Genomic DNA, 21,906 nt, shown 5'->3' with positions numbered 1-21,906 from the left:
TGGAGGTGAAAATTTTTTGCGAAACTTATATCATTTAGCCATTGAGGCTACGTTAGAAGCTCTTACCGGCAAATGGAAAGTATCTATTCTCTGCCATTTAGGTCACGGCACCTTGCGCACCGGCGAATTAAAACGCTTAATGCCAAACATTTCGCAACGTGTGCTCACCCTCCAACTTCGCGAATTGGAAGATGCGGGCATTATCACCCGCACTGTATATAACGAAGTCCCACCGCGTGTAGAATACAGCTTGAGCGAACGCGGTCAAAGCCTACGCCGCATTTTAGGCGAAATGTCAGACTGGGGTGCCGAACTGATAGAAGCACGTCGTGCCGCCGGTGAAACCGTAGAAGTCACCGCTCCCGAAGATGACGGCCTCAGACCATAAAAAAGATCTCCTCAAAGTAAGTTTGTTCTTAATCATACACTTGCAATATCCCCCCATGCTTTGAATTGAGATGTTAGTTCCGCAAATAAAAAATATGTCCTCGGAGCATCGCCTTGTTGCTTGCAACCCAGCGGTGCGAGAGGACATATTTTTTATACTCCCTACAGCAACAAAACATTCTCTTCGCAGTATATCTCTGCAGCTAACATGTTGTAGAAACGCCATTTGCTCTATGAGCACAAAGCAAAAAAAGACTTCCCCGGAGTAGTGCTTTAGCGTGAAACGATCGCACTACGAGGGGAAGTCTTTTTTGCTTCGCTCTTACTAAATGCTTTTACAACATGTTAGCGAAGAGCTGCGCGAGAATATTTTATTGCTGACTCTTTTTCCAATCTTCCACCAATTGTTGTGTATATGAACCGCAGTCTTTATACACAACATCAATCTTATGATTCAAAAGTTCCAAGCAATTTTGAATTTCTTCTAATTTTTCAAGCAAGTTATCCCGTGTTTCCACGAGGATTTCACGGCGAGCCGGTTCGGTGCCGGTACCTTGCAAGGCAAGTTTTACATATTCCACGATACCTTCCAAAGGTACGCCTGCTTTTTTAAAGCAAAGGGCAAATTCAACCCACTTGATGGTTACTTCGTCAAAATCGCGGATGCCTGATGCCGTACGCGGCACGCTTGGAATCAAACCGATGCGTTCATAATAACGAAGGGTATCCGTTGTAATATCAAACTTTTCAGCAACTTCTTTTATTGTCATTGTATCATCTCCTTGTATTTTTTATTTATTCTATACTATACATTTGACAGTTTATTTACTATACCTATTGTACCCCTTTGAGCTAACTTCAAGTCAAGTTATTTATAAAAAACAAGACCCTTGAAGCGTTTTTCTCAAGGGTCTTGTCATTTTTATTCAAGTCGTATTGTAAGTTGGAGTAATGAAGTTAAAGTAATCAATTTTCAATCAAAACCGAAACAATGCAATGAAATTAAATTGTCATTGAAGTGATAACCTTTTAATACCACCAGTACAAAGTAAAGGCGTATTCATTGTTAGCCGGGTTCGTCGACTTAAACGTGTTCCAAAGCTTGTGCCAAATCATCGATTAAGTCCTCCACGTTTTCAATACCCACGGAGATACGGATCATGTCCGGTGTTACGCCGGCTGCTTTTTGTTCTTCTTCATTAAGCTGCGCATGAGTCGTGCTGGACGGATGGATTACGAGGGATTTTGCATCGCCTACGTTAGCCAAGTTGGAGAAGATTTCAAGAGCATCTACGAATTTAATGCCTTCATCTTTGCCGCCTTTAATACCGAAAGTGAAGATAGAGCCCACACCTTTTGGATAGTATTTATCAGCCAAGGCTTTGTATTTGCTGTCTTTCAATTCCGGATAATTTACCCAAGCAACTTTTGGATGATTTACCAAGAAGTCGATGATTTTGCGCGTATTTTCAACATGACGTTCTACACGTAAGGATAAGGTTTCAACACCTTGTAAAATGAGCCATGCTGCAAGCGGTGTCAAAGCGGCACCGGTGTCGCGGAGCAACTGAGCACGTACTTTTACGGTGAATGGAATTGGAAGGTCTGCATATACGAGGCCGTTATAATGAACGTCGCCGGCTACGAAATCAGGGTAGCGACCGCTGGCTTTGTAGTCGAATTTACCGCTTTCAACGATGACACCGGCAATAGTCGTACCGTGACCGCCTAAGAATTTAGTGGCGGAGTGAACTACCACATCGGCACCATGCTCAATCGGACGAATGAGGTATGGGGTACCGAAAGTATTGTCTACGATAAGGATGATGCCGTGTTTATGGGCAATATCCGCCACTGCTTGAATATCGATAAGGTTGATGTTCGGATTACCGATGGTTTCCACATAAATCGCTTTGGTGCGGTCATCGATGGCTTTTTCAAAACCATCCAAATCATCAGGGTCTACAAATTTAGTCGTAATGCCAAAACGTGGCAAGGTAGAGCTGAATAAGTTATATGTACCGCCGTACAAAGTGGACGCAGCGATGATGTTATCGCCGGTACCGGCTACGTTTTCAATGGCGTAAGTAATGGCTGCCGAACCGGAGCCTACGGACAATGCACCGGCACCGCCTTCTAAAGCAGCTATACGTTTTTCAAGCACATCGTTAGTCGGTGTACCGAGGCGGGAATAAATGGCACCCGGATCGCGGAGGGCAAAACGGTCGGCCGCTTGCTGCGCGTCTTTAAATACATAGCTTGTAGTTTGGTGAATCGGCACTGCACGGGCGCCTGTTTCGTCGATAACTTGACCTTCATGTAATTGGATTGTTTCGAATTTGTACTGTTTGCTCATAATAAAATCTCTCCTTTTTCTCTCCGTCGGTTTCTCACGCCGACAATCCCTAATCTCTCTTTATTTTATATATAACAACCGCTTGGGCTGTCGATACCATTTTTTCGACCAATTAAGGTTGGTCTTTACACTACTTTAAACAGCTTGTGTTTGATTGTGTTTACATTGCTGTTTCATTTTTTGAATTTGTTCAATAATATACGGCGTTTCTTGATACACGTAATAGTTAAGCCAATTTGTAAAAATCAGCGTCCCCGTGGACCGCCAACGCACGATAGGCGCCTTTGTCGGGTCATCATCGGGATAGTAGTTTTCAGGAACATCAATGTCGAGTCCCAAGTTTTTATCCCGCTCATATTCCCGCTGCAAGGTATCTCGATCGTATTCCGAATGGCCAAACACAAAAATGTGTTTGTTGTCCAGACTACGAACTATGGCAGCACCGGCTTTTTTAGAAGCAGCTAAAATCTCTAAGTTCGGATTCGCTTTTATCTCATCAACCGATACCGTCGTGTGCCTTGAATGGGGCATGTAGAAAATCTCGTCCATACCGCGAAGTAACATCGGTCTTTTATTGAGGACCTCGTTTTCAAAAACCCCGAACAGCTTCGTCGGCAACAGTTCTTTGTCGATACCAAAGTGGTAATACAGTCCGGCTTGAGCGCCCCAGCAAATGTAGAGGGTCGAATACACGTGGTTTTCGCTCCAGTCCATAATCTCGGTCAGCTCCTGCCAGTAATTCACTTCTTCAAACGGCATCAACTCAATCGGTGCACCGGTTATAATCATCCCGTCAAAGAACTTATCTTTGATTTCATCGAAGGTCCGATAGAACGAACTGAGGTGATGTTCCGATGTATGCGCCGCCTTATGACTCGCCATATGAAGTAAGGTGATGTCCAATTGTAACGGCGTATTGCTTAATGCTCTTAAAATCTGTGTTTCCGTTACTTCTTTAGTCGGCATCAGATTAACGATTAAAATTTGTAGCGGCCGAATGTCTTGTGTTTCGGCTCTTACCGTATCCATGACGAATATGTTTTCTTCCGCCAGTTTGGCAATGGCCGGCAAGTCTTTCACTACCGTTATGGGCATTTTGCATCACTCCTCCCTAAGCCCGTTACTCTCTTCTCTCTTCTTTCTCAAACGTTGAAAAACTCATTTCTTACTACTTATGTTTATCATTTAATTAACACTCACTGCCCCATCTGAGCAACGGCCTCTCAACTCCGCTGTTCGTTTACAGTTGTTAACGCCTTCAACATTTACTATCCTCTTTACCATTATCATACTTTCTATGTGGTTACTGTTCATTACCGCTAAAACCGGTATAAAAAAACATCCTCCATTCACCGCTGTGAACAAGGACGTCTATAACGTGTTACCACCTTGATTTAGCAAAGCCTCACGACTTCACCCTCAGCCGGTACGTCTTACAAAAGTAACATTGTAGTATTTATTCTTAAAGTACGCTAACTATATTACTCTAATCGTAAGGTTATACCGTGGCATTATAACGGTTGCATCCGCCGAGACTAAAGCTTGCGCATTCCACCTCGGATACTCCAAGACCATTTTCTTCGCATTCTTTTGCATCCCCTTCCACCTTACGGGACTCTCTGTGCCAACGCCCTGCGTTTACTTATCTCTTCATCGTCGATTCTGTATGTTGATGTAGGCTATCGATGACTTGTTGTCGTTTCGATGTGATAACTATACCAATCATTCAAAAAGCTGTCAACAAGAGTTTTACGTCATTCTTTTCACAGTGGACACTCAGTAAGCAGTTTTGCATCATATTTCAAAGTGTATACTTAGTGCAATTTATGGCAAAAGTCAGCAATATAACTGAATTAAAAATATATAGGTTTACAATCACAGCCGGCTGTTGCTATAGCTCTAAACTATAGCAAACCAAAATTAACAACTATAAATCAGTACACTCCTATAGTACTTTTTAGCTACATCAAAAAGGGACTGCCGAAGCAGTCCCTAAATTGTATTTGTTTTTTGTACTTATGCGTATGACTTATACTTTGTGCTTAACATCAATACGCAATAAGGAACGTTGTAGCGCGAGCTCAGCGCGATGGAAATCTATGTCTGCATTTCTTGATTTCAAACGTTCTTCCGCACGTGCTTTAGCCCGTTTAGCACGGTCTTCATCGATTTCGTCAGGTAATTCGCAATTCGGCGTTACAATGGTAATTACATTATTTTTAATTTCCATAAAACCGCCGAAATTAGCCATAAACTGGCGTGTACCGTCCGGTAAATCGATGCGTAACGGTGCAATTTCAAGGGCTGCCACTAAATCGGCATGGCGCGGTAAAATACCGAGTTCGCCCAATTCAGTGCGCACTACCACAAATTTAACCTCACCCGAAAAGGCATTTTTATCAGGGGTAATTACATCGAGATGCATGGTCTTGCCTTCACTCATGAACTATTCCCCCTTCTCCGTCAATTCCTTTCCTTTAGCAATGGCTTCATCAATGGTGCCTACCATGTAGAATGCATTTTCCGGTAAATCATCATGTTTACCTTCCAAGATTTCTTTGAAGCCGCGCAAAGTTTCTTTAAGCGGTACATATTTACCCGGCGAACCGGTAAATACTTCGGCTACGAAGAATGGCTGGCTGAGGAAACGTTGAATCTTACGGGCACGGGCAACGGTCAATTTATCTTCTTCCGACAATTCTTCCATACCGAGGATTGCGATAATATCTTGTAAATCTTTATATTTCTGCAATACTTCCTGTACGCCGCGAGCAATTTTATAATGTTCTTCGCCCAATACTAACGGATCCAAGATACGGCTGGTGGAGTCGAGCGGATCCACAGCCGGATAAATCCCGATTTCAGCGATGGAACGGGACAATACGGTGGTCGCATCCAAATGCGCAAACGTAGCAGCCGGAGCCGGGTCAGTCAAGTCATCGGCAGGTACGTATACGGCCTGTACGGACGTAATGGAACCTTCTTTAGTGGAGGTAATACGTTCCTGAAGAGCCCCTACGTCATTGGCCAAGGTTGGTTGATAACCTACGGCCGACGGCATACGACCGAGCAACGCGGACACTTCCGAGCCGGCCTGAATGAAACGGAAAATGTTATCGATGAATAAGAGCACGTCCTGTTTCTGTACGTCACGGAAATATTCAGCCATGGTGAGGCCCGTTAAGCCTACACGCATACGCGCTCCCGGTGGTTCGTTCATCTGGCCGTAAACTAATGCTGTTTTGGAAATAACGCCGGATTCCTTCATTTCGTTCCAAAGGTCATTACCTTCACGAGTACGTTCACCTACACCGGAGAATACGGAGTAACCGCCATGTTCCGTTGCGATATTATGGATTAATTCCATGATTAATACGGTTTTACCTACACCGGCACCACCGAATAAACCGATTTTACCACCTTTTACATACGGCGCAATAAGGTCAACAACCTTAATACCTGTTTCCAAAATGGTGGTTTCCGGAGCTAAATCATCAAATTTAGGTGCCGGACGATGAATCGGCCACATTTCAGACGCCTTTACCGGCGTATCATCATGGTCAACCGTTTCACCAAGTACGTTAAAGATACGGCCAAGCACGCCATCACCAACCGGCACGGAAATAGGGGCACCTGTGTCCACTGCTTCCATACCGCGAGTCAGGCCATCCGTAGAACTCATGGCAACGGCACGCACGGTGTCATCACCTAAGTGTTGCATTACTTCAACCACAATCACTTCGTCTTTGCCGGATTCGCTTGTTTTTTTAATATGAATTGCGTTGTAAATAGCCGGAAGCTCTCCCGCCGTAAAGAGAACGTCGACTACCGGTCCGATAACCTGTACAACTTTACCGATATTATTACTCATTTAAGAGGTCTCTCCTCCTTTGTAGTTATACCTATTGCAAGGCATTAGCACCACCGACAATTTCAGAAATTTCATTGGTAATGCCGGCTTGTCGTAATTTATTGTATTCCAAATTAAGTGAGCTGATTAAATCCCCTGCATTATCTGTTGCAGAAGTCATAGCCGTCATGCGAGCGCCAAGCTCACTGGCGGAAGCTTGCAATAAAGCGTTATACACAGTAATTTCCAAATATTTAGGCAACAATTGGTCATAAATAGTTTTTTCCGAAGGTTCATAAATATATAGCTCATTAAGCTCCCCTTCATGATGCGGTTCCGTGACAACCGGCAATAATTTCACGCTGGTCACGTTCTGCGTTAAGGAGTTTACGAAATGAGTATAAATCAAGATAACTTCGTCAACTTCGCCTTCTAAAAACAACTTAGATGCTTCATCTACAATTTGTTTAGCATGGCTATATTCCGGTTTATCGGAAAAACCTACATGAGAATTCGTTACCGGATACTGATGATACTTCAAGTAATCAGTCGGCTTGCGACCAACCGTAATCGTCTCATACGTATCAGGTGCTTTTTCACGAGTTTCCTGTGCAAAATATTTAATCAAATTACTGGTATAAGCACCAGCTAAGCCTTTGTCGGCGCCAATCAGAATATATAAGGTTCGCGAAACCTCGCGTACCGCCGTTAACGGATAGGACGCCAACACCTCAGGTTCTAATGTAGCAGATACATTTGTGAGGATTTGACCTAACTTTTCTGCATATGGTTCCGTAGATTTTGCTTTGGCCTGTGCACGGCGCAATCGAGCAGATGCTACCATTTTCATGGCCTTCGTAATCTGCTGCGTATTCGTAACACTTTTAATGCGCTTACGTAAATCCTGTGCACTGCTCATCGCCTACGCCTCCTCAGAAGTAATCAAGTGATGGGAAGTACCAAAGGATTCAATGCATTCATTAATCGCTTTTATCAAAAGTTCTTCCGTATCTTTGTCTAAGATTCTGGATGTTTGAATATTCGTTAAAATTTCACTGTAGTTGCTGTGAACATAACGCAATAATTCATTCTGGAATGCAGGAACATCGGCTACTTCAATAGATGCAAAGTAACCGTTAATGCCGGCATATAGACAAACTACCTGTTCTTCAACTTTAAGAGGTGAGTACTGAGGCTGTTTTAACATTTCTGTCAAACGTTCGCCGCGATCAAGCTGTGCTTTAGTCGATTTATCAAGGTCGGAGCCGAACTGAGCAAAAGCTGCCAACTCACGATACTGCGCCAAATCGAGGCGCAATTTACCGGCAACTTGTTTCATCGCTTTAATCTGGGCGCTACCGCCTACACGGGATACGGATAAACCTACGTCAACAGCCGGACGAATCCCGGAGTAGAACATATCGGTGCCAAGGAAAATCTGACCGTCCGTAATGGAAATTACGTTCGTAGGGATATAAGCGGACACGTCACCGGCTTGCGTTTCAATAATCGGCAAGGCCGTAATGGAACCGCCGCCCAATTCATCAGATAATTTAGCAGCTCGTTCTAACAAACGAGAATGTAAATAGAATACGTCCCCTGGATATGCTTCACGTCCCGGTGGACGACGAAGTAACAAACTCATGGCACGATAGGCCGCTGCCTGTTTAGATAAATCATCATATACACAAAGTACATGTTTACCTTGGTACATGAAATGTTCACCCATAGCAACGCCCGCATATGGAGCGATATACTGCATAGGAGCGCCTTCGGAAGCACCGGCCGATACTACGATAGTGTAATCCATAGCGCCGGCTTCCTGTAATTTCTGTACTACACGAGCTACGGTAGATTCTTTCTGACCGATAGCCACATAAATACAAATTACATCCTGACCTTTTTGATTCAAAATGGTATCGATGGCAATCGCCGATTTACCGGTACCGCGGTCACCGATAATAAGTTCACGCTGGCCACGACCAATCGGTACCATGGCGTCGATTGCTTTCAAACCGGTTTGCAACGGTTCAAATACGGATTTACGATCCGCAATGCCCGGTGCCGGGAATTCAATTGGTCGATGATCTTCTGCCGTAATGGAGCCCTTGCCGTCAATCGGCTGGCCCAAGGCATTAACTACACGACCGATAAGTTGTTCACCTACAGGAACCTGCATGATACGGCCTGTACGGCGTACCTGGTCCCCTTCTTTAATAAGGAAATCATTACCTAACAATACAGCCCCTACGTTATCTAATTCGAGGTTCTGTACCATCCCATAAACACCATGAGGTAATTCTAACAATTCACCTGCCATGGCCTTTTCAAGACCGTAAATATGCGCAATACCGTCACCTACTTCGAGTACGGTACCCACATCATCAACGTTAAGTTCCACATCATAGTCCTGAATCTGCTGTTTAATTATGGCAGTAATTTCTTCAGGCTTCATTTTCATACTTAACCATTCACCCCAATCTCTGTTGTATCGGACTTAAGCAAATATTTCTTTAAATCCTCCATACGACGCATCAAACTTGCATCAATACGCGTATCACCAATTTGGATAATAAAGCCGCCCAGAATGGTTGGGTCCACTTTGATTGTAAAAATATATTGCTTACCCGTAATCGCTTTTAATTTATCGGCCAACTGCGTATAAATCTCGTCCGGCATTGCTTCACTCACTGTAACAGTGGCGGAGAAAATGCCACGTGCTTCCCGTGCTTTGTTAATAAACTCAGCAATGGCAGACTGAATATACCGTATGCGTCCGCGTTTGACCATAACAAATAAGGTGTTAAGTGCCATCGTATTAATGGCTTCACCGAATATTTTGGCCAAAACATTGCATTTTGCCTCTGCATCGAGGGCCGGGTACAACAATAAGGTGCCTAATTCAGGCTGCGTATCCATAACTTCTTTTACGTAGGAAAGATCCCTTTCCATTTGTTCCAGAATTTGCTGTTCCTGCGCCAATTCAAAGATAGCGGTACTGTATTTATCTGTTACAATGTCTACGCTCATACCAATCACCCTAATGCTTTACTGTCAAGCTTTTCAATGGCTTCTTTAACAAGGTCCACATTGGCTTGACTATCCATATTCTTAGCAACAATTTTGCCGGCAATGGCCATAGAAAGTGAAATCATATCTTCACGCATTTTTTCCATAGCTTTTGCTTGTTCACGGGCAATTTCGTTACGAGCTTCTTCTTTTTCACGTACTAGCTGTTCTTTTAATTCCTTAATTTGAGCCTGCGTATTCCGTTCAGCCAATTGGGCTGCCTTTTCAACAATCGCTTGAGCTTCTTTACGAGCATTGGCTAATTGTGCTTCATACTCTTTTTTGGTAGCTTCCGCAGAATCCAAAGTAGCCTGTGCATTCGCCAAATCGCCTTCAATCTTCTTGCGACGGGCTTCCATCACACCGACTAAAGGTTTAAACGCAAATTTTGCTAAAATAGCAACTAAAATAAAGAAATTGATAAATTGAACCAGCAATGTACCGTTTATTTCTACCAACGGCGTAACCCCCTCTTAAACTTGGAATTATAACTTGCCTTCTTATGTCTGTTCAATTTAATAAAGAACCGAATTATAATTTACCAACGATAACATCAGTAAATACAAGTACGATGGCGATAACGGTAGCAATGATAGGAATAGATTCGATCAAACCGATGGAAATAAATAAATTAGTCATAATCTTACCGGCCATTTCAGGCTGACGAGTCATACCTTCAAATGCTTTACGAACTGCCAATGCATCACCAAAAGCTGCTGCGATCGCTGCCAAACCTGCCACTAAACAAGCACTGAATACACTTACTGACAACAAAATTGCTTTTTCCATAATAAAATCCTCCTAGAAAATGTTACGAATACAACCTGAGATACTCAAAATAATGGTTGGTAATACTGTGGTGATTAATGTTCCTCATCGTTGATTGCCATACCCAAGTATGACGTCACGAGAATTGTAAAAACGAAGGCCTGAATAACGCCGACAAATAAACTGAATACGAGCCAAATAATCGGTGTTAAATACGGTGCCAAACCGTTCAACAACTCTAATACAATTTCACCTGCTACAATGTTGCCGAATAGACGAAAGCTGAGCGTCACCGGCTTAGAGATTTCTTCCATGATGTGGAAGATAACAAATACGGCAAACGGCTGAAAGAAATGCTTAAAATAAGACGGTCCTTTCATCTTTGCCCCAATAACCCAAATACTCACTGAGCTGGCCAGGGCCAGACCTAAGGTCGTATTTAAATCGTTAGTAGGCGATGTCAAAATATGGGGACTCGGTATCAGCCCCAATTCATTACTTACTAAGATAAAAACAAAGAAAGTAAATAGTAGCGAACTTACCTTACTAAAGTGTTTACCTAAAGGACCTTTTAATTGACTTCCAATAGCTTCTAAAATAAACTCAACTACATTTTGTACGCCTGATGGAACCATATTGACCTGCCGTGTAGCAAAAAAGGCAACGACTATAATAATAGCAAACACTACCCAAGTCATATAGATAGTATCCATATTAAAAGCCATGCCCCACATGTGAACGACGTCATGAGTCCCGGTATGTAATTCCATAAGGTTCACCTCCTTTCGCCTATATTGCTACCCCATTACTCTATCGAAATTTTGATTAATACACATTAAATCACATTGGGACTATCCGCTTGGTTATACCTGATGCGTTCGTATATCGTCAACGGACGCCATAGCATCAAACCCAACATATATGGTACAAACGGAAAATTCTCAAATAAATAAACGGCCAACAAGGTGCCGATGGCGACCAGCGTAATACGAATTAAAGTACCAAGCTTAGTCGCTTTTTCAATAGTACGTAGTTCTTTATGGCGAAGTTTATAAACCCATAAACCTAAAATCAATAAATATAATAAATTAATAGCACATCCCCAAACCCAGCCTAAAATGTATCTCTCGTAATCAAAGACTTCTAATAACAATGTAGATGCTACGGTTACCACGATAAGGTAACAAGTCATACGTTTTACAAAATCCAAGAATACCTCCACGATTAAGCCCCCTCACGACACAACCCGAAGATACAAGGAGTACAGGCCTCCTAATCCTCCTACTAACCCTCCTATCAGCGTAAACCATGGTGACGCATCAAACAGATAGTCTAAGCCACGGCCTATAGCCAGACAACCCAGAATGCTGACCAACAGGGAGAAACCTGCCGACAAGGCCACATTCAGTGCTTTTAGTGTGGTTGGATCGAGTCGCTTCATTGGAATCACCTTCTTTGTGATGGTTAAAACGGGGAAACTATGAATACTACTAATCTCTAACTTCTTTATTATAACAAAATTCAACTTTCACTAAATTATAACATTTTGTCATACGTTTAGCCAATATACCTATAACAAGTATACTTTTATCCAATTTTCTTATTATAAAAAATATTAATGAATTCAATTTTTAAAACAATACAAGTTTCAAGCTATCCATCGATGCTTTTTTCGTTTTTAATTATAATTCATCACTAATCTTTTTATTATATTTAAGAATGTTGTGTATACTTTTTACGAATACAAGGGCCACTTTTTCAAAGTTTTTAATAAAAAAACGGCCTTATGAGCGGTAGATACATTAGCTGATATATATAACTGAGGACGTTAATAACATCAGCTATTTACTACCTAAACACTATCAATTAATAGCCGAAACGGCTCGGTTTTTTACCGCTGTGTAAAAATTCAAAACGCACTGCTTCGACAATACGATTCGACGCTACACCGTCACCATACGGATTTACGGAGTTGGCCATCACATCATAAGCATCTTTATCCGCCAATAATCGATGGGCCGTATCATAGACCGTATTTTCATCAGTCCCTACAAGACGTACCGTACCGGCCGTTACCGCTTCCGGACGTTCCGTCGTATTGCGAAGTACCAATACCGGTTTGCCCAAAGCCGGCGCTTCTTCCTGAATCCCGCCGGAATCGGTCATCAATAAATAAGAACGAGCCATTAAATTAGCAAACGGTTCATATTCGAGCGGATCGATTAAGTGAACTCGTTCTACATCACCCAATACTTCTTTAACAATTTTACGAACTTTCGGATTTTTATGTACCGGGAATACCACTTCAATATCATCAAATTCATCGACCAAGCGGTGAATGGCTTGATATACATGACGCATCGGTTCACCGAGGTTTTCACGACGATGAGTCGTTACGAGCACAATGCGCCGATTTTTATAATCTAAATTATTAAGCAAATCTTCTTCAAATTGGTAGTTATCTTTAACCGTAGTCTGAAGGGCATCAATAACGGTATTGCCGGTCACATATAAATGAGCCGAACCGATATTTTCTTTCATCAAATTCTTTTCCGCACTGGAAGTCGGAGCAAAGTGATAGGTTGCCAAAGACCCGGTCAATTTGCGGTTCATTTCTTCAGGGAACGGCGAGTAAATATTACCCGTTCTGAGGCCGGCTTCTACATGGCCTACCGGAATTTCCTGATAAAAAGCGGCTAATGCGCCGGCAAAAGTAGTTGTCGTATCACCATGAACGAGTACTACATCAGGTTTTGCTTCTTTTAACACATCCTTTAGCCCTTCTAAGGCTCTGGTTGTCACATCATATAAAGTTTGGCCCTGACTCATGATGTTCAAATCATAGTCCGGCGTAATCGCAAATAAATCCAAAACCTGATCGAGCATTTCACGATGCTGTGCCGTTACCGTCACAATCGCTTCCATATCCGGAGCGGCTTGTAAAGCCTTAACTACCGGTGCCATCTTAATCGCTTCGGGACGAGTCCCAAAAATTGTCATCACTTTCAACATGTAATAATACCTCCCATGATTAGCCAGCCTACATACCCTGTATGCTACGAAGGCGCTTGTACAAGCGTACAAGCGCACCTATATTAATGTCTATTTGCTGCTCTATTTTCCTCGGCAATGACTTCGTCTTTCGCAATCATCCCCAATTTAGTTGCAATAAACACGCAAACACACAAAATAGCCAACACTATAATAATGCCGACCAATATATTTACTTTTGCCAACAAAATAGCTACATAGCCCAACAACGCCGTAACGGCATACATCAACAATACAGCTTGTTTTTGCGACAAGCCGAGTGCCAACAGGCGATGATGCATATGGCCTTTATCCGGCTTAAATACCGGTCGGCCGTTAATCTTACGACGAATGATGGCAAAGGTAGTGTCTAAAATAGGCAGGCCTAATACAATTACCGGTACTACCAACGAAATGGTGGCGGCCGTTTTTACGGCACCCATAACGGAAATTGTGGCCATTGTATAGCCCAACAACATACTGCCCGTATCACCCATGAAGATTTTTGCGGGGTTGAAATTGTAACGCAAGAAACCGAGCGCCGCACCGGCCAAAGCCAACGCAACGCACGCTAAGTCAACCTGGCCCATTTGCCACAAAATTGTGAAAATAGTCAGGCTTGAAATCAATGAAATGCCGGCTGCCAAACCGTCAAGACCATCTATAAGGTTTACAATATTCGTAAAGCCTACAATCCAAAAGATGGTAAGCGGTATCGACAAAAAGCCCAAGTAGAACACATGACCCCAAGGATTGGTAATAAATTCAACCTGGTTACCAAAGGCCACGACTACAACCGCCGCTAAAATTTGACCTGTTAATTTTGTTTTTGGACCAATTTGCTTCACATCGTCCCAAATACCGACACCCACAAGCACAACGGAGCCCAATAAGAGTCCCATAACGGCTTGCAAATCTTTTACGGTATAGAGAACCGAAACAATATAGCCTATAAAGATGGCCAAGCCACCTAAGCGAGGAATGGAACCGTGATGCACCTTACGCGCATCCGGCTTATCCATAGCCCCAATGTTAATCGCCAACCTTTTAATCAGCGGTGTAATCGCAAACGAGATGACCAACGCCACCACGAATGCCCACACGTACACCGTCATTACCGCACCTCCTCGTGCTCGTTCTTAGTTCGTAAGACTGCGTACAGGTGCCGGAATTCGTCCACCGCGTTTGATAAACTCTTCCGCCCCAAACGGACTTACTTCAATGATTGGGCAATAGCCCAATAAGCCGCCGAATTCAACCATTTCGCCCACAGTTTTACCCGGAACCGGAATCAAACGAACAGCTGTTGTTTTATTATTAATCATACCAATAGCCGCTTCATCGGCAATAATTGCCGAAATAGTAGCTGCCGATGTGTCCCCCGGTACGGCGATCATATCAAGCCCTACAGAGCACACACAGGTCATGGCTTCTAATTTTTCTAAACTTAAACTGCCTACGGATACGGCATCAATCATGCCTTTATCTTCACTTACAGGGATAAAAGCACCGCTGAGGCCGCCTACATGAGACGATGCCATGAGCCCGCCTTTTTTAACGGCATCATTCAATAAAGCTAATGCCGCCGTAGTACCATGAGCCCCACAAGAGGTAATGCCCATTTCTTCCAAAACATGCGCTACCGAATCACCTACAGCAGGTGTAGGCGCCAAGGATAAATCGATAATCCCGAACTGCTTACCCAAACGCCGCGACGCTTCTTGGGCCACCAATTGACCCACGCGCGTAATTTTGAAAGCCGTACGTTTAATCGTTTCGGCCACTTCGTCAAAAGGTCGTCCCCGTACTGCTTCTAAGGCATGCTTAACAACGCCCGGTCCGCTGACACCGACGCTAATCGTCGTATTACCTTCCGTAACACCATGGAAGGCACCGGCCATAAACGGATTGTCTTCAACAGGGTTACAAAAAATAACAAGCTTCGCACAACCGAAAGCATCACGATCCGCTGTAAGTTCGGCTGTTTGTTTAACAATACGGCCCATTTCTGCTACGGCATCCATATTAATACCCGCTTTAGTGGAACCGATACCTACAGAACTGCATACTAAATCAGTCGTCGCCAAGGCTTCCGGAATGGACGCAATTAAACGACGATCGCCATCGGTATAACCTTTACTTACCAAGGCGGAAAAACCGCCGATAAAGTTAACACCCACAGCTTTGGCTGCTTTATCCAAAGCTTTGGCTACGGGTACATAATTGGTTAAATCACTACCGGCTGCAACGAGCGAAATTGGCGTAACGGATACGCGTTTATTAATAATCGGCACACCGTATTCGCGCTCAATGGCTTCACCGGTGGCCACCAAGTGTTCCGCTTCTTTTGTAATATGATCATAAATACGATCACAAAGGGTATTGCCGTCAACGGCTGTACACCCCAACAAACTGATGCCCATCGTAATGGTACGAACATCCAATTTATTGTCATGAATCATCTGGTTGGTTTCGAGGATATTTTCAATACTTAACATATCATCACCTACCCTATACGATGCATGCTGAGGAAGATATCCGCATGTTGTGCCTGAATCTGAACGCCCAAAGCTTCCCCTTCAGCTTTCAAAGCTGCCTGCACTTTAGGTAAAGCTGTCTGATCCTTAGCTTCACACATCATAATCATGTTAAACATACCGTCTAAAATCGTCTGGTTAATCGATACAATATTTACATCGTTCTCAGCCAATACGGTAGCTACACGCGCAATAATACCTACTCGGTCTACCCCTACTACGGTTACAACTACTTTCATGCGATTCACCTTTCCCTTATACCTACATTATCAGTACTCTCTAATTTCAATGATGTTATATTATACCACAATTCGTGGCGCAATACCACATACAGTGCTAGCGGGACGTTACTTCATCAACCAAAGCCTGACCGGCTTTCAAAAGTTGCGCCAACGCTTCTTTACCTTGGAATGTTTCTGCATACACCTTATACAAGTCTTCCGTGCCGGACGGGCGGGCTACCAAAAAGCTATTGGCCGTCGTAATGCGCAAACCGCCGATAGCATAATCGCCATACAGCGAGGTGGTTCGAATATCTTCAATGGCTTCACCGGCAAGCTCCGTAGCCGTCACATCACTCGGTTGCAATTGACTCAACCGTTCCTTCGCGGCCTTACTGCAAGGGGCATCAATGCGTTCAAACACGGGATCGCCATAACGTTTCGTAAGGAATGTATAGAGAACATCCGGCGTCAGGCCATTGGTAACGGCATACATTTCCATAGCCAAGAGGCCCATAATGATACCGTCTTTATCCGTGGTCCAAACTGTACCATCTTTTTTGAGGAAGGATGCGCCGGCACTTTCTTCGCCGCCGATACCGATGGTACCGTCAAATAGCAATGAAGAAAAATATTTAAAGCCCACCGGCACTTCATATACTTTAATGCCGTTATCGCTACAGAATTTATCCACCATCTGAGTCACAACAGCAGTTTTCCCAAAACCTTTGCCCTGCCAACTGCGATTCAAAAACAGGTACGCGCCGGCTGCCACCAAGAAGTGATTTGGCGCCATAAGGCCATCTTGCGTAACAATACCGTAACGATCGTAGTCGGGATCATTTCCCACGGCCAAGTCATAATCACCGATTTTGGCAATTACATCGGCCATGGCATATTCAGACGAGCAGTCCATACGTACTACGCCGTCATGGTCATAAGGCATAAAGCTGAACGTCGGGTCGTACTCATTGTTAATAATATCTAAATCGAGACCATACTCTTCGCCGATAGCTTCCCAGTATTCCATGCCGCTGCCGCCGAGGGCATTGATGAGCACTTTAGGTTTAGCTTTACGAATGGCATCCATGTTAATCACATCAGCCAACTCTTTAACATAAAGGCCTTTGTAATCATATTCCCATTGCAACGCCGAATCGATTTCATCGATGGCCACCCGACGGATACCTTCGCCGCCGTTTTGCAAATATTCATTGGCCTTATTTTCAATCCACTTCGTCACCGTCGTATCAGCGGGGCCACCGTTAATCGGATTGTATTTGATACCGCCCTGGTCCGGCGGATTATGAGACGGTGTAATGATGATACCGTCCGCTTTGCCGTGACCTACTTTTTCTTTTAAAAAGTCCGGCACAAAGGCGATCTTCTCTTGTTTATCAATAATTTCATTGTAGCGAATGATGGCACGGGAAACACTCGGTGTCGGCACGAAGCCGTTTTCACCGTCTACCGCCGCCACGACACCGTTCGCCGCCAAGACTTCAAGCACCGTTTCCAACGCCGGTTCCGACAAGGCATGCGTATCATGCCCGACGAAACAAACTCCGGTGGCACCAAACTCTTTACGTCCGTCACAAATAGCCTGTGCAATGGCTGCCACATGAAGTTCATTAAAACTGCCCGCTAACGATTTACCGCGATGACCGGATGTGCCGAATGAAATGCGCTGTTCCGGCTTTTCATAATCAGGTTTTTGATTATAATAAGCCTCAATTACCGCCTCTAAATCAATCAAATCCTCCGGACGTACTAATTTACCTGCTAATTCATGTGCCATAGTGCAGCCTCCAATTGTTTTGAATATACTGTAAAATTCCCTAAGATTAGGAATGACTATCTACTAAAATATAAACGTTTAACTTTCATGTATCGTAAAACTCATTTAATCATTCATTTCAACGCGTGCGCGAACGCGCTCAATGGCTTGTTGCGTGGCTGCTGAAGATTTGATGGAAAAACCGCGGCCAATAACTTCCGCCACATCAGTAACCATGAGGAACGCCGTAGGATCTTCTTTTTGTACCGCTTCTTTCAACTTAGCCACCTGCATGAGACTGACTACCACCAGAATCACCTGCTTATGCTGATGTGTATAGGCCCCTTCACCATTTAAAATCGTAGCCCCGCGGCCGAATTGATACAGAATCAAATCACAAATCTTGTATGGTTTATAGGAAATAATAAACACTGCCTTACGCTGACTGAAACCGACTACTACACGGTTCGTAATCATGGCCGCAATATAAATGCAAACCAACGTAATGGCCGCCGCTTCCACACTGATTATGAAGCTGGCCACAAAGAGAATCACACAGTTGATGCCCAGTGATACACTCCCCATTTGGAGCCCGTAATACTTACGAATAATCAACGCAATGGGATCAAGGCCGCCCGCATTACCGCCGGACCGATAAATAGTCCCCATACCGAGACCGGTAAAAATCCCGCCTAAAATAGCGCCCACCAACGGATCCGTCGTCAAATGATACACGTTCATAAAACTAAACGCATTAATCATGAACGATGAAACAACCGTACCGAAGATGGTAATCATTAAATGCCAATGGCCGAGCCAACGATAGGCCGCATACAAAATCGGAATATTTAAAATTAAGTTCAATGTACCGATTTGAATACCCGTTAAGTAATATAACATCAACGCAATACCGCTGATACCACCACTCACGAGCTTATGAGGTACAATAAACGAATTGACCCCAAAGGAAAACAGCATCGTCCCGAACGTCACCAAAATCATGACCTTTATCGTTGTACGCCAGTCTTTTTCCATGTTGCTCCCCCTATTCTCTGTTGTCAAAAATCTGACTCACTCATCTCTCAATTCCGGATAAAAATACATAGCTAAGTGCAGTAAAGGCCTACTCAGTCTGGCCTTTACGAGCAGCTCACGCTTTATTTTCGCCTGTACCGGTCGGTTGCTCCGGCAACGCCTCACTCATAGTGCCGGTTTGCACGGATCGTTCAATGGCGGCATTCACCGTAGCCGGCGTGGCCAATGGAATCGTAAAACCTTGACCGATAACTTCCGCCGCATCGGATAAAATCATGAACGCCGACGGATCTTCTTTTTGCACGGCCGCTTTCAACTTTGCCACCTGCATAAGGCCGACCACAACCAAAATAACCTGTTTGTGCTGATGCGTATAGGCACCTTCGCCATTTAAAATGGTAGCACCGCGACCAATTTGATGAATAATAACATCACAAATTTTATACGGACATGTGGAAATAATAAAAATGGCTTTACGCTGGTTAAAGCCCACCACCACTTTATTGGTAACCATAGCTTGTACGTAAATACTTACGAGCGTAATAGCGGCCGCTTCCACACTGATGACAATGGCTGCTGCCACCAAGATGACAAAGTTAATACCAAAAATAATACTGCCCATCTGAAGGCCGTAATATTTACGAATAATCATAGCAATCGGGTCCAACCCGCCCGTATTACCGCCGGAGCGATACACACCCCCGAGCCCGAGACCACACAAAATACCACCGAGTAACGAACCGATTAAAGGATCCTGCGTCATATGATAATCGGCCATAAATTCAAAGACGTTGATTAAGAGGGAAATTACCGCCGTTCCGAAGATGGTAATCATCAAATGCCAACGGCCCAGCCAGCGATAGGCGGCCCAGAGTATCGGTAAGTTGAGCAAGAGATTCAAGGTACCGACCTGAATTCCCGTCAGATAATAAAGCATTAATGCGACACCGCTTAAGCTACCGGATACCAACTTGTGTGGTACAATAAAAGCATCAAGCCCTATGGCAAAAATTAATGAACCGATGGTCGTCATAACTATGGCGTTTACGGTTTGACCCCACTTGAACTGCATAGTTCCTCCTAGAAAAATTGAAATTTGTCCGTTAATAGCGTATAATTTATAGTTAAATATAGAAGCTATTAAGGTATAATATATCTATGTTCATCTTAACCTAACCAACTTATAATTTCAACTAGATAATTAACCTATGAAAGCGAGTAATCTATCCATTCATCACACAAAGGAGGATATCCATGGAGCAACTGAGCTTCAGCAAAATTAACATCGGTTTAGCTATTCTCAATAAGCGCGATGACGGGTATCACAATATCGATACTATTTTTCAGTCCATCTATTTGGGGGACTCCATTTATTTTGCCAAACATCATTCGGTCGTTTTCTCCGGTTCCGCGCCGGAATTACCGCAGTACATGAACGACATGATGGCCTACGACGAAACAAACTTGGCCCTCAAAGCTTTACGAGCCGTACAAACCTATACGGGTTGCACTATGGGCGGTGCCATTCACTTATTAAAACGAGTTCCGCCCGCAGCGGGACTTGGCGGTGGCAGTTCCGATGCAGCCGCCATGCTCTTGGGGCTTAATAAATTCTGGGACTTGCGCCTTACCGACGACGAACTCATGACCCTCGCTAACGGTCTCGGTTCTGATGTACCGTTCCTTATGAAGGGCGGCACAGCGCGTGGTAAAGGACGCGGTGAAGAACTGAGCTACTTGCCGACCGGCCGGCCTCATTGGCTCCTCGTGGTAAAACCGGAATTATCCATATCCACCGCGGCGGCTTATAGTCGTTTTAACAACGAATCGCAATTTAACAGCCAAACTATCGATGCCGTCGAAAAAGCCATTCACGACGGCGACATTAAAGAGGCTATGAAGGTCAGCGGCAATACCTTTGAAGAATTAATTTTCCCGCTTCATCCGGAACTCGAAAGTTGCAAGAAATTTTTCACTGACCGCGGTTATACCACTATCATGACCGGCAGCGGTCCTACCATGGTCGTTTATCTCGATGCGGCTCGCGAAGCACTGACGTTGCAAGAAGAAATCAAAGCGGCCGGCCATAATTGGCTTTCCTTAATTACTAAAACCCACGGCAAGGAGGCTTTAGCTTAATGAACAAAGATCTAGGACGTTTACAACCAATCGTATTAAACTCTTACAAACCGCTTCGTGAAGTTGTATGTGAAACCTTGCGTCAAGCCATTCGCGACGGTGTTTTCAAACCGGGCGAGCGATTAATGGAAGTGCCTTTGGCCGAAGAATTAGGGGTAAGCCGTACACCGGTGCGCGAAGCCATCCGTAAGCTGGAATTGGAAGGCTTTGTGGTTATGATTCCCCATCGCGGCACCTATGTAGCCGACATTTCGTTAAAAGACGTAACACAAGTATTCGAAATCCGCTCCGCCCTCGAAGAATTGGCAGCCCAATTAGCAGCGGAACGCATCACACCGGATGAGATCGAGTTTTTAGAACGCATGCTCGTCGAAATCGGTACCTTTATGGAAGAAAAAAATATGGACAAAGTGGTTGAAGCGGACATTAACTTCCACGAAGTACTCTATAAAGCATCTCGTAACGAACGTCTCGTGGAAATCATCCACAACTTACGCGAACAAACCTTGCGTTTCCGTACCATGTCGATGAATCAACCGGGGCGTTTGGTAAAAACCTGGGAAGAGCATCGCCTGCTCGTTGAAGCCATTGCCGATCGCAATCCGGCGCAAGCCCGTGAAATTGCCCGCATCCATATGGAGCATTCCGAACAAGCCTTATTAAAAGGAATGAACATCGATAAGCAATAATTTTTTTGACGAAGCGTGTATTCATAATGAGATATGCAGTATGCAGTC

The 21,906-nt window shown here is 44.0% G+C and carries 23 protein-coding genes; 3 read left to right on the top strand and 20 right to left on the bottom strand.

The annotated features are described in order from the left end of the window. Positions 1-16: 16 nt before the first annotated feature. Positions 17-388: a winged helix-turn-helix transcriptional regulator gene (locus tag EO124_RS05690; protein WP_206512542.1), complete on the top strand. Its 372-nt coding sequence runs from the start codon at positions 17-19 to the stop codon at positions 386-388. Between the two features lie 370 nt (positions 389-758). On the opposite strand, the gene EO124_RS05685 is transcribed toward EO124_RS05690, so the two are convergent. The 20 genes from EO124_RS05685 to EO124_RS05590 form a co-directional block, all read right to left on the bottom strand. Beyond that, positions 759-1,157, bottom strand: a complete 399-nt coding sequence (locus EO124_RS05685; protein WP_127058717.1) for a MerR family transcriptional regulator — start codon at positions 1,155-1,157, stop codon at positions 759-761. A 314-nt stretch (positions 1,158-1,471) separates the two neighbouring features. After that, positions 1,472-2,743, bottom strand: a complete 1,272-nt coding sequence (locus tag EO124_RS05680) for an O-acetylhomoserine aminocarboxypropyltransferase/cysteine synthase family protein (RefSeq protein ID WP_021841613.1) — start codon at positions 2,741-2,743, stop codon at positions 1,472-1,474. A gap of 135 nt (positions 2,744-2,878) precedes the next feature. Continuing rightward, positions 2,879-3,838 (bottom strand): homoserine O-acetyltransferase MetA, encoded by a 960-nt coding sequence (metA, locus tag EO124_RS05675; RefSeq protein ID WP_127058716.1) that lies wholly within the window; start codon positions 3,836-3,838, stop codon positions 2,879-2,881. A gap of 934 nt (positions 3,839-4,772) precedes the next feature. After that, the gene (atpC, locus tag EO124_RS05670) at positions 4,773-5,186 is read right to left on the bottom strand and encodes an ATP synthase F1 subunit epsilon (RefSeq protein ID WP_127058715.1); all 414 of its coding nucleotides are present in this window, start codon (positions 5,184-5,186) and stop codon (positions 4,773-4,775) included. Between the two features lie 3 nt (positions 5,187-5,189). Continuing rightward, positions 5,190-6,614, bottom strand: coding sequence for a F0F1 ATP synthase subunit beta (atpD, locus tag EO124_RS05665; protein ID WP_021841616.1), 1,425 nt, complete (start codon positions 6,612-6,614; stop codon positions 5,190-5,192). A 31-nt stretch (positions 6,615-6,645) separates the two neighbouring features. After that, positions 6,646-7,512: an ATP synthase F1 subunit gamma gene (gene atpG, locus EO124_RS05660; protein WP_021841617.1), complete on the bottom strand. Its 867-nt coding sequence runs from the start codon at positions 7,510-7,512 to the stop codon at positions 6,646-6,648. 3 nt (positions 7,513-7,515) lie between these two features. Continuing rightward, positions 7,516-9,054 (bottom strand): F0F1 ATP synthase subunit alpha, encoded by a 1,539-nt coding sequence (gene atpA / locus EO124_RS05655; protein WP_127058714.1) that lies wholly within the window; start codon positions 9,052-9,054, stop codon positions 7,516-7,518. A 2-nt stretch (positions 9,055-9,056) separates the two neighbouring features. Next, positions 9,057-9,623 (bottom strand): ATP synthase F1 subunit delta, encoded by a 567-nt coding sequence (atpH, locus tag EO124_RS05650; protein WP_127058713.1) that lies wholly within the window; start codon positions 9,621-9,623, stop codon positions 9,057-9,059. A 5-nt stretch (positions 9,624-9,628) separates the two neighbouring features. Continuing rightward, complete coding sequence (gene atpF / locus EO124_RS05645; protein ID WP_127058712.1) at positions 9,629-10,120, bottom strand: F0F1 ATP synthase subunit B; 492 nt, start codon at positions 10,118-10,120, stop codon at positions 9,629-9,631. Positions 10,121-10,193: 73 nt separating this feature from the next. Beyond that, entirely contained in the window at positions 10,194-10,451 is a 258-nt protein-coding gene (gene atpE, locus EO124_RS05640) for a F0F1 ATP synthase subunit C (protein WP_127058711.1), read from the bottom strand. A 74-nt stretch (positions 10,452-10,525) separates the two neighbouring features. Further along, entirely contained in the window at positions 10,526-11,200 is a 675-nt protein-coding gene (gene atpB / locus EO124_RS05635; RefSeq protein ID WP_127058710.1) for a F0F1 ATP synthase subunit A, read from the bottom strand. A 65-nt stretch (positions 11,201-11,265) separates the two neighbouring features. Then, a complete protein-coding gene (locus tag EO124_RS05630) occupies positions 11,266-11,652 on the bottom strand; it encodes an ATP synthase subunit I (protein ID WP_021841623.1) in 387 nt (128 codons plus the stop codon). A gap of 12 nt (positions 11,653-11,664) precedes the next feature. Beyond that, positions 11,665-11,871: an AtpZ/AtpI family protein gene (locus tag EO124_RS10435; RefSeq protein ID WP_021841624.1), complete on the bottom strand. Its 207-nt coding sequence runs from the start codon at positions 11,869-11,871 to the stop codon at positions 11,665-11,667. Between the two features lie 425 nt (positions 11,872-12,296). Then, a complete protein-coding gene (wecB, locus tag EO124_RS05620; protein ID WP_127058709.1) occupies positions 12,297-13,442 on the bottom strand; it encodes a non-hydrolyzing UDP-N-acetylglucosamine 2-epimerase in 1,146 nt (381 codons plus the stop codon). Positions 13,443-13,525: 83 nt separating this feature from the next. Next, entirely contained in the window at positions 13,526-14,575 is a 1,050-nt protein-coding gene (locus EO124_RS05615) for a glycosyltransferase family 4 protein (RefSeq protein ID WP_021841626.1), read from the bottom strand. Positions 14,576-14,599: 24 nt separating this feature from the next. Then, on the bottom strand, positions 14,600-15,958 hold the full coding sequence (locus EO124_RS05610) for a PFL family protein (protein ID WP_127058708.1): 1,359 nt from the start codon (positions 15,956-15,958) through the stop codon (positions 14,600-14,602). A gap of 8 nt (positions 15,959-15,966) precedes the next feature. Beyond that, complete coding sequence (locus tag EO124_RS05605) at positions 15,967-16,236, bottom strand: ACT domain-containing protein (RefSeq protein WP_021841628.1); 270 nt, start codon at positions 16,234-16,236, stop codon at positions 15,967-15,969. A 97-nt stretch (positions 16,237-16,333) separates the two neighbouring features. Next, positions 16,334-18,016: a phosphoglucomutase gene (locus EO124_RS05600; protein ID WP_127058707.1), complete on the bottom strand. Its 1,683-nt coding sequence runs from the start codon at positions 18,014-18,016 to the stop codon at positions 16,334-16,336. 105 nt (positions 18,017-18,121) lie between these two features. After that, positions 18,122-19,030, bottom strand: coding sequence for a YitT family protein (locus EO124_RS05595; RefSeq protein ID WP_127058706.1), 909 nt, complete (start codon positions 19,028-19,030; stop codon positions 18,122-18,124). A gap of 115 nt (positions 19,031-19,145) precedes the next feature. Further along, on the bottom strand, positions 19,146-20,102 hold the full coding sequence (locus EO124_RS05590; protein WP_127058705.1) for a YitT family protein: 957 nt from the start codon (positions 20,100-20,102) through the stop codon (positions 19,146-19,148). A gap of 182 nt (positions 20,103-20,284) precedes the next feature. Between EO124_RS05590 and ispE the strand changes: the two genes are divergently transcribed. Together ispE and EO124_RS05580 are read left to right on the top strand one after the other, a co-directional pair. After that, on the top strand, positions 20,285-21,169 hold the full coding sequence (gene ispE, locus EO124_RS05585; protein WP_127058704.1) for a 4-(cytidine 5'-diphospho)-2-C-methyl-D-erythritol kinase: 885 nt from the start codon (positions 20,285-20,287) through the stop codon (positions 21,167-21,169). Beyond that, complete coding sequence (locus EO124_RS05580) at positions 21,169-21,858, top strand: GntR family transcriptional regulator (protein ID WP_021841633.1); 690 nt, start codon at positions 21,169-21,171, stop codon at positions 21,856-21,858. Before ispE ends, EO124_RS05580 begins: the two co-directional genes overlap by 1 nt. Positions 21,859-21,906 lie beyond the last annotated feature (48 nt).

It is taken from the genome of Veillonella ratti (assembly GCF_003992115.1).
Taxonomy (GTDB): Bacteria; Bacillota; Negativicutes; order Veillonellales; family Veillonellaceae; genus Veillonella_A; species Veillonella_A ratti.
The sequence above is the reverse complement of the archived record's forward strand: the minus strand, read 5'-3'. Positions and strand labels throughout refer to the sequence as shown.

Coding starts and splice junctions, on each gene's coding strand:
- EO124_RS05685 (WP_127058717.1), bottom strand. CDS start 1,157: ATGACAATAAAAGAAGTTGCTGAAAAGTTTGATATTACAACGGATACC.
- EO124_RS05680 (WP_021841613.1), bottom strand. CDS start 2,743: ATGAGCAAACAGTACAAATTCGAAACAATCCAATTACATGAAGGTCAA.
- metA (WP_127058716.1), bottom strand. CDS start 3,838: ATGCCCATAACGGTAGTGAAAGACTTGCCGGCCATTGCCAAACTGGCG.
- atpC (WP_127058715.1), bottom strand. CDS start 5,186: ATGAGTGAAGGCAAGACCATGCATCTCGATGTAATTACCCCTGATAAA.
- atpD (WP_021841616.1), bottom strand. CDS start 6,614: ATGAGTAATAATATCGGTAAAGTTGTACAGGTTATCGGACCGGTAGTC.
- atpG (WP_021841617.1), bottom strand. CDS start 7,512: ATGAGCAGTGCACAGGATTTACGTAAGCGCATTAAAAGTGTTACGAAT.
- atpA (WP_127058714.1), bottom strand. CDS start 9,054: ATGAAAATGAAGCCTGAAGAAATTACTGCCATAATTAAACAGCAGATT.
- atpH (WP_127058713.1), bottom strand. CDS start 9,623: ATGAGCGTAGACATTGTAACAGATAAATACAGTACCGCTATCTTTGAA.
- atpE (WP_127058711.1), bottom strand. CDS start 10,451: ATGGAAAAAGCAATTTTGTTGTCAGTAAGTGTATTCAGTGCTTGTTTA.
- atpB (WP_127058710.1), bottom strand. CDS start 11,200: ATGGAATTACATACCGGGACTCATGACGTCGTTCACATGTGGGGCATG.
- EO124_RS10435 (WP_021841624.1), bottom strand. CDS start 11,871: ATGAAGCGACTCGATCCAACCACACTAAAAGCACTGAATGTGGCCTTG.
- wecB (WP_127058709.1), bottom strand. CDS start 13,442: ATGTTGAAAGTGATGACAATTTTTGGGACTCGTCCCGAAGCGATTAAG.
- EO124_RS05615 (WP_021841626.1), bottom strand. CDS start 14,575: ATGACGGTGTACGTGTGGGCATTCGTGGTGGCGTTGGTCATCTCGTTT.
- EO124_RS05610 (WP_127058708.1), bottom strand. CDS start 15,958: ATGTTAAGTATTGAAAATATCCTCGAAACCAACCAGATGATTCATGAC.
- EO124_RS05605 (WP_021841628.1), bottom strand. CDS start 16,236: ATGAAAGTAGTTGTAACCGTAGTAGGGGTAGACCGAGTAGGTATTATT.
- EO124_RS05600 (WP_127058707.1), bottom strand. CDS start 18,016: ATGGCACATGAATTAGCAGGTAAATTAGTACGTCCGGAGGATTTGATT.
- EO124_RS05595 (WP_127058706.1), bottom strand. CDS start 19,030: ATGGAAAAAGACTGGCGTACAACGATAAAGGTCATGATTTTGGTGACG.
- EO124_RS05590 (WP_127058705.1), bottom strand. CDS start 20,102: ATGCAGTTCAAGTGGGGTCAAACCGTAAACGCCATAGTTATGACGACC.
- ispE (WP_127058704.1), top strand. CDS start 20,285: ATGGAGCAACTGAGCTTCAGCAAAATTAACATCGGTTTAGCTATTCTC.
- EO124_RS05580 (WP_021841633.1), top strand. CDS start 21,169: ATGAACAAAGATCTAGGACGTTTACAACCAATCGTATTAAACTCTTAC.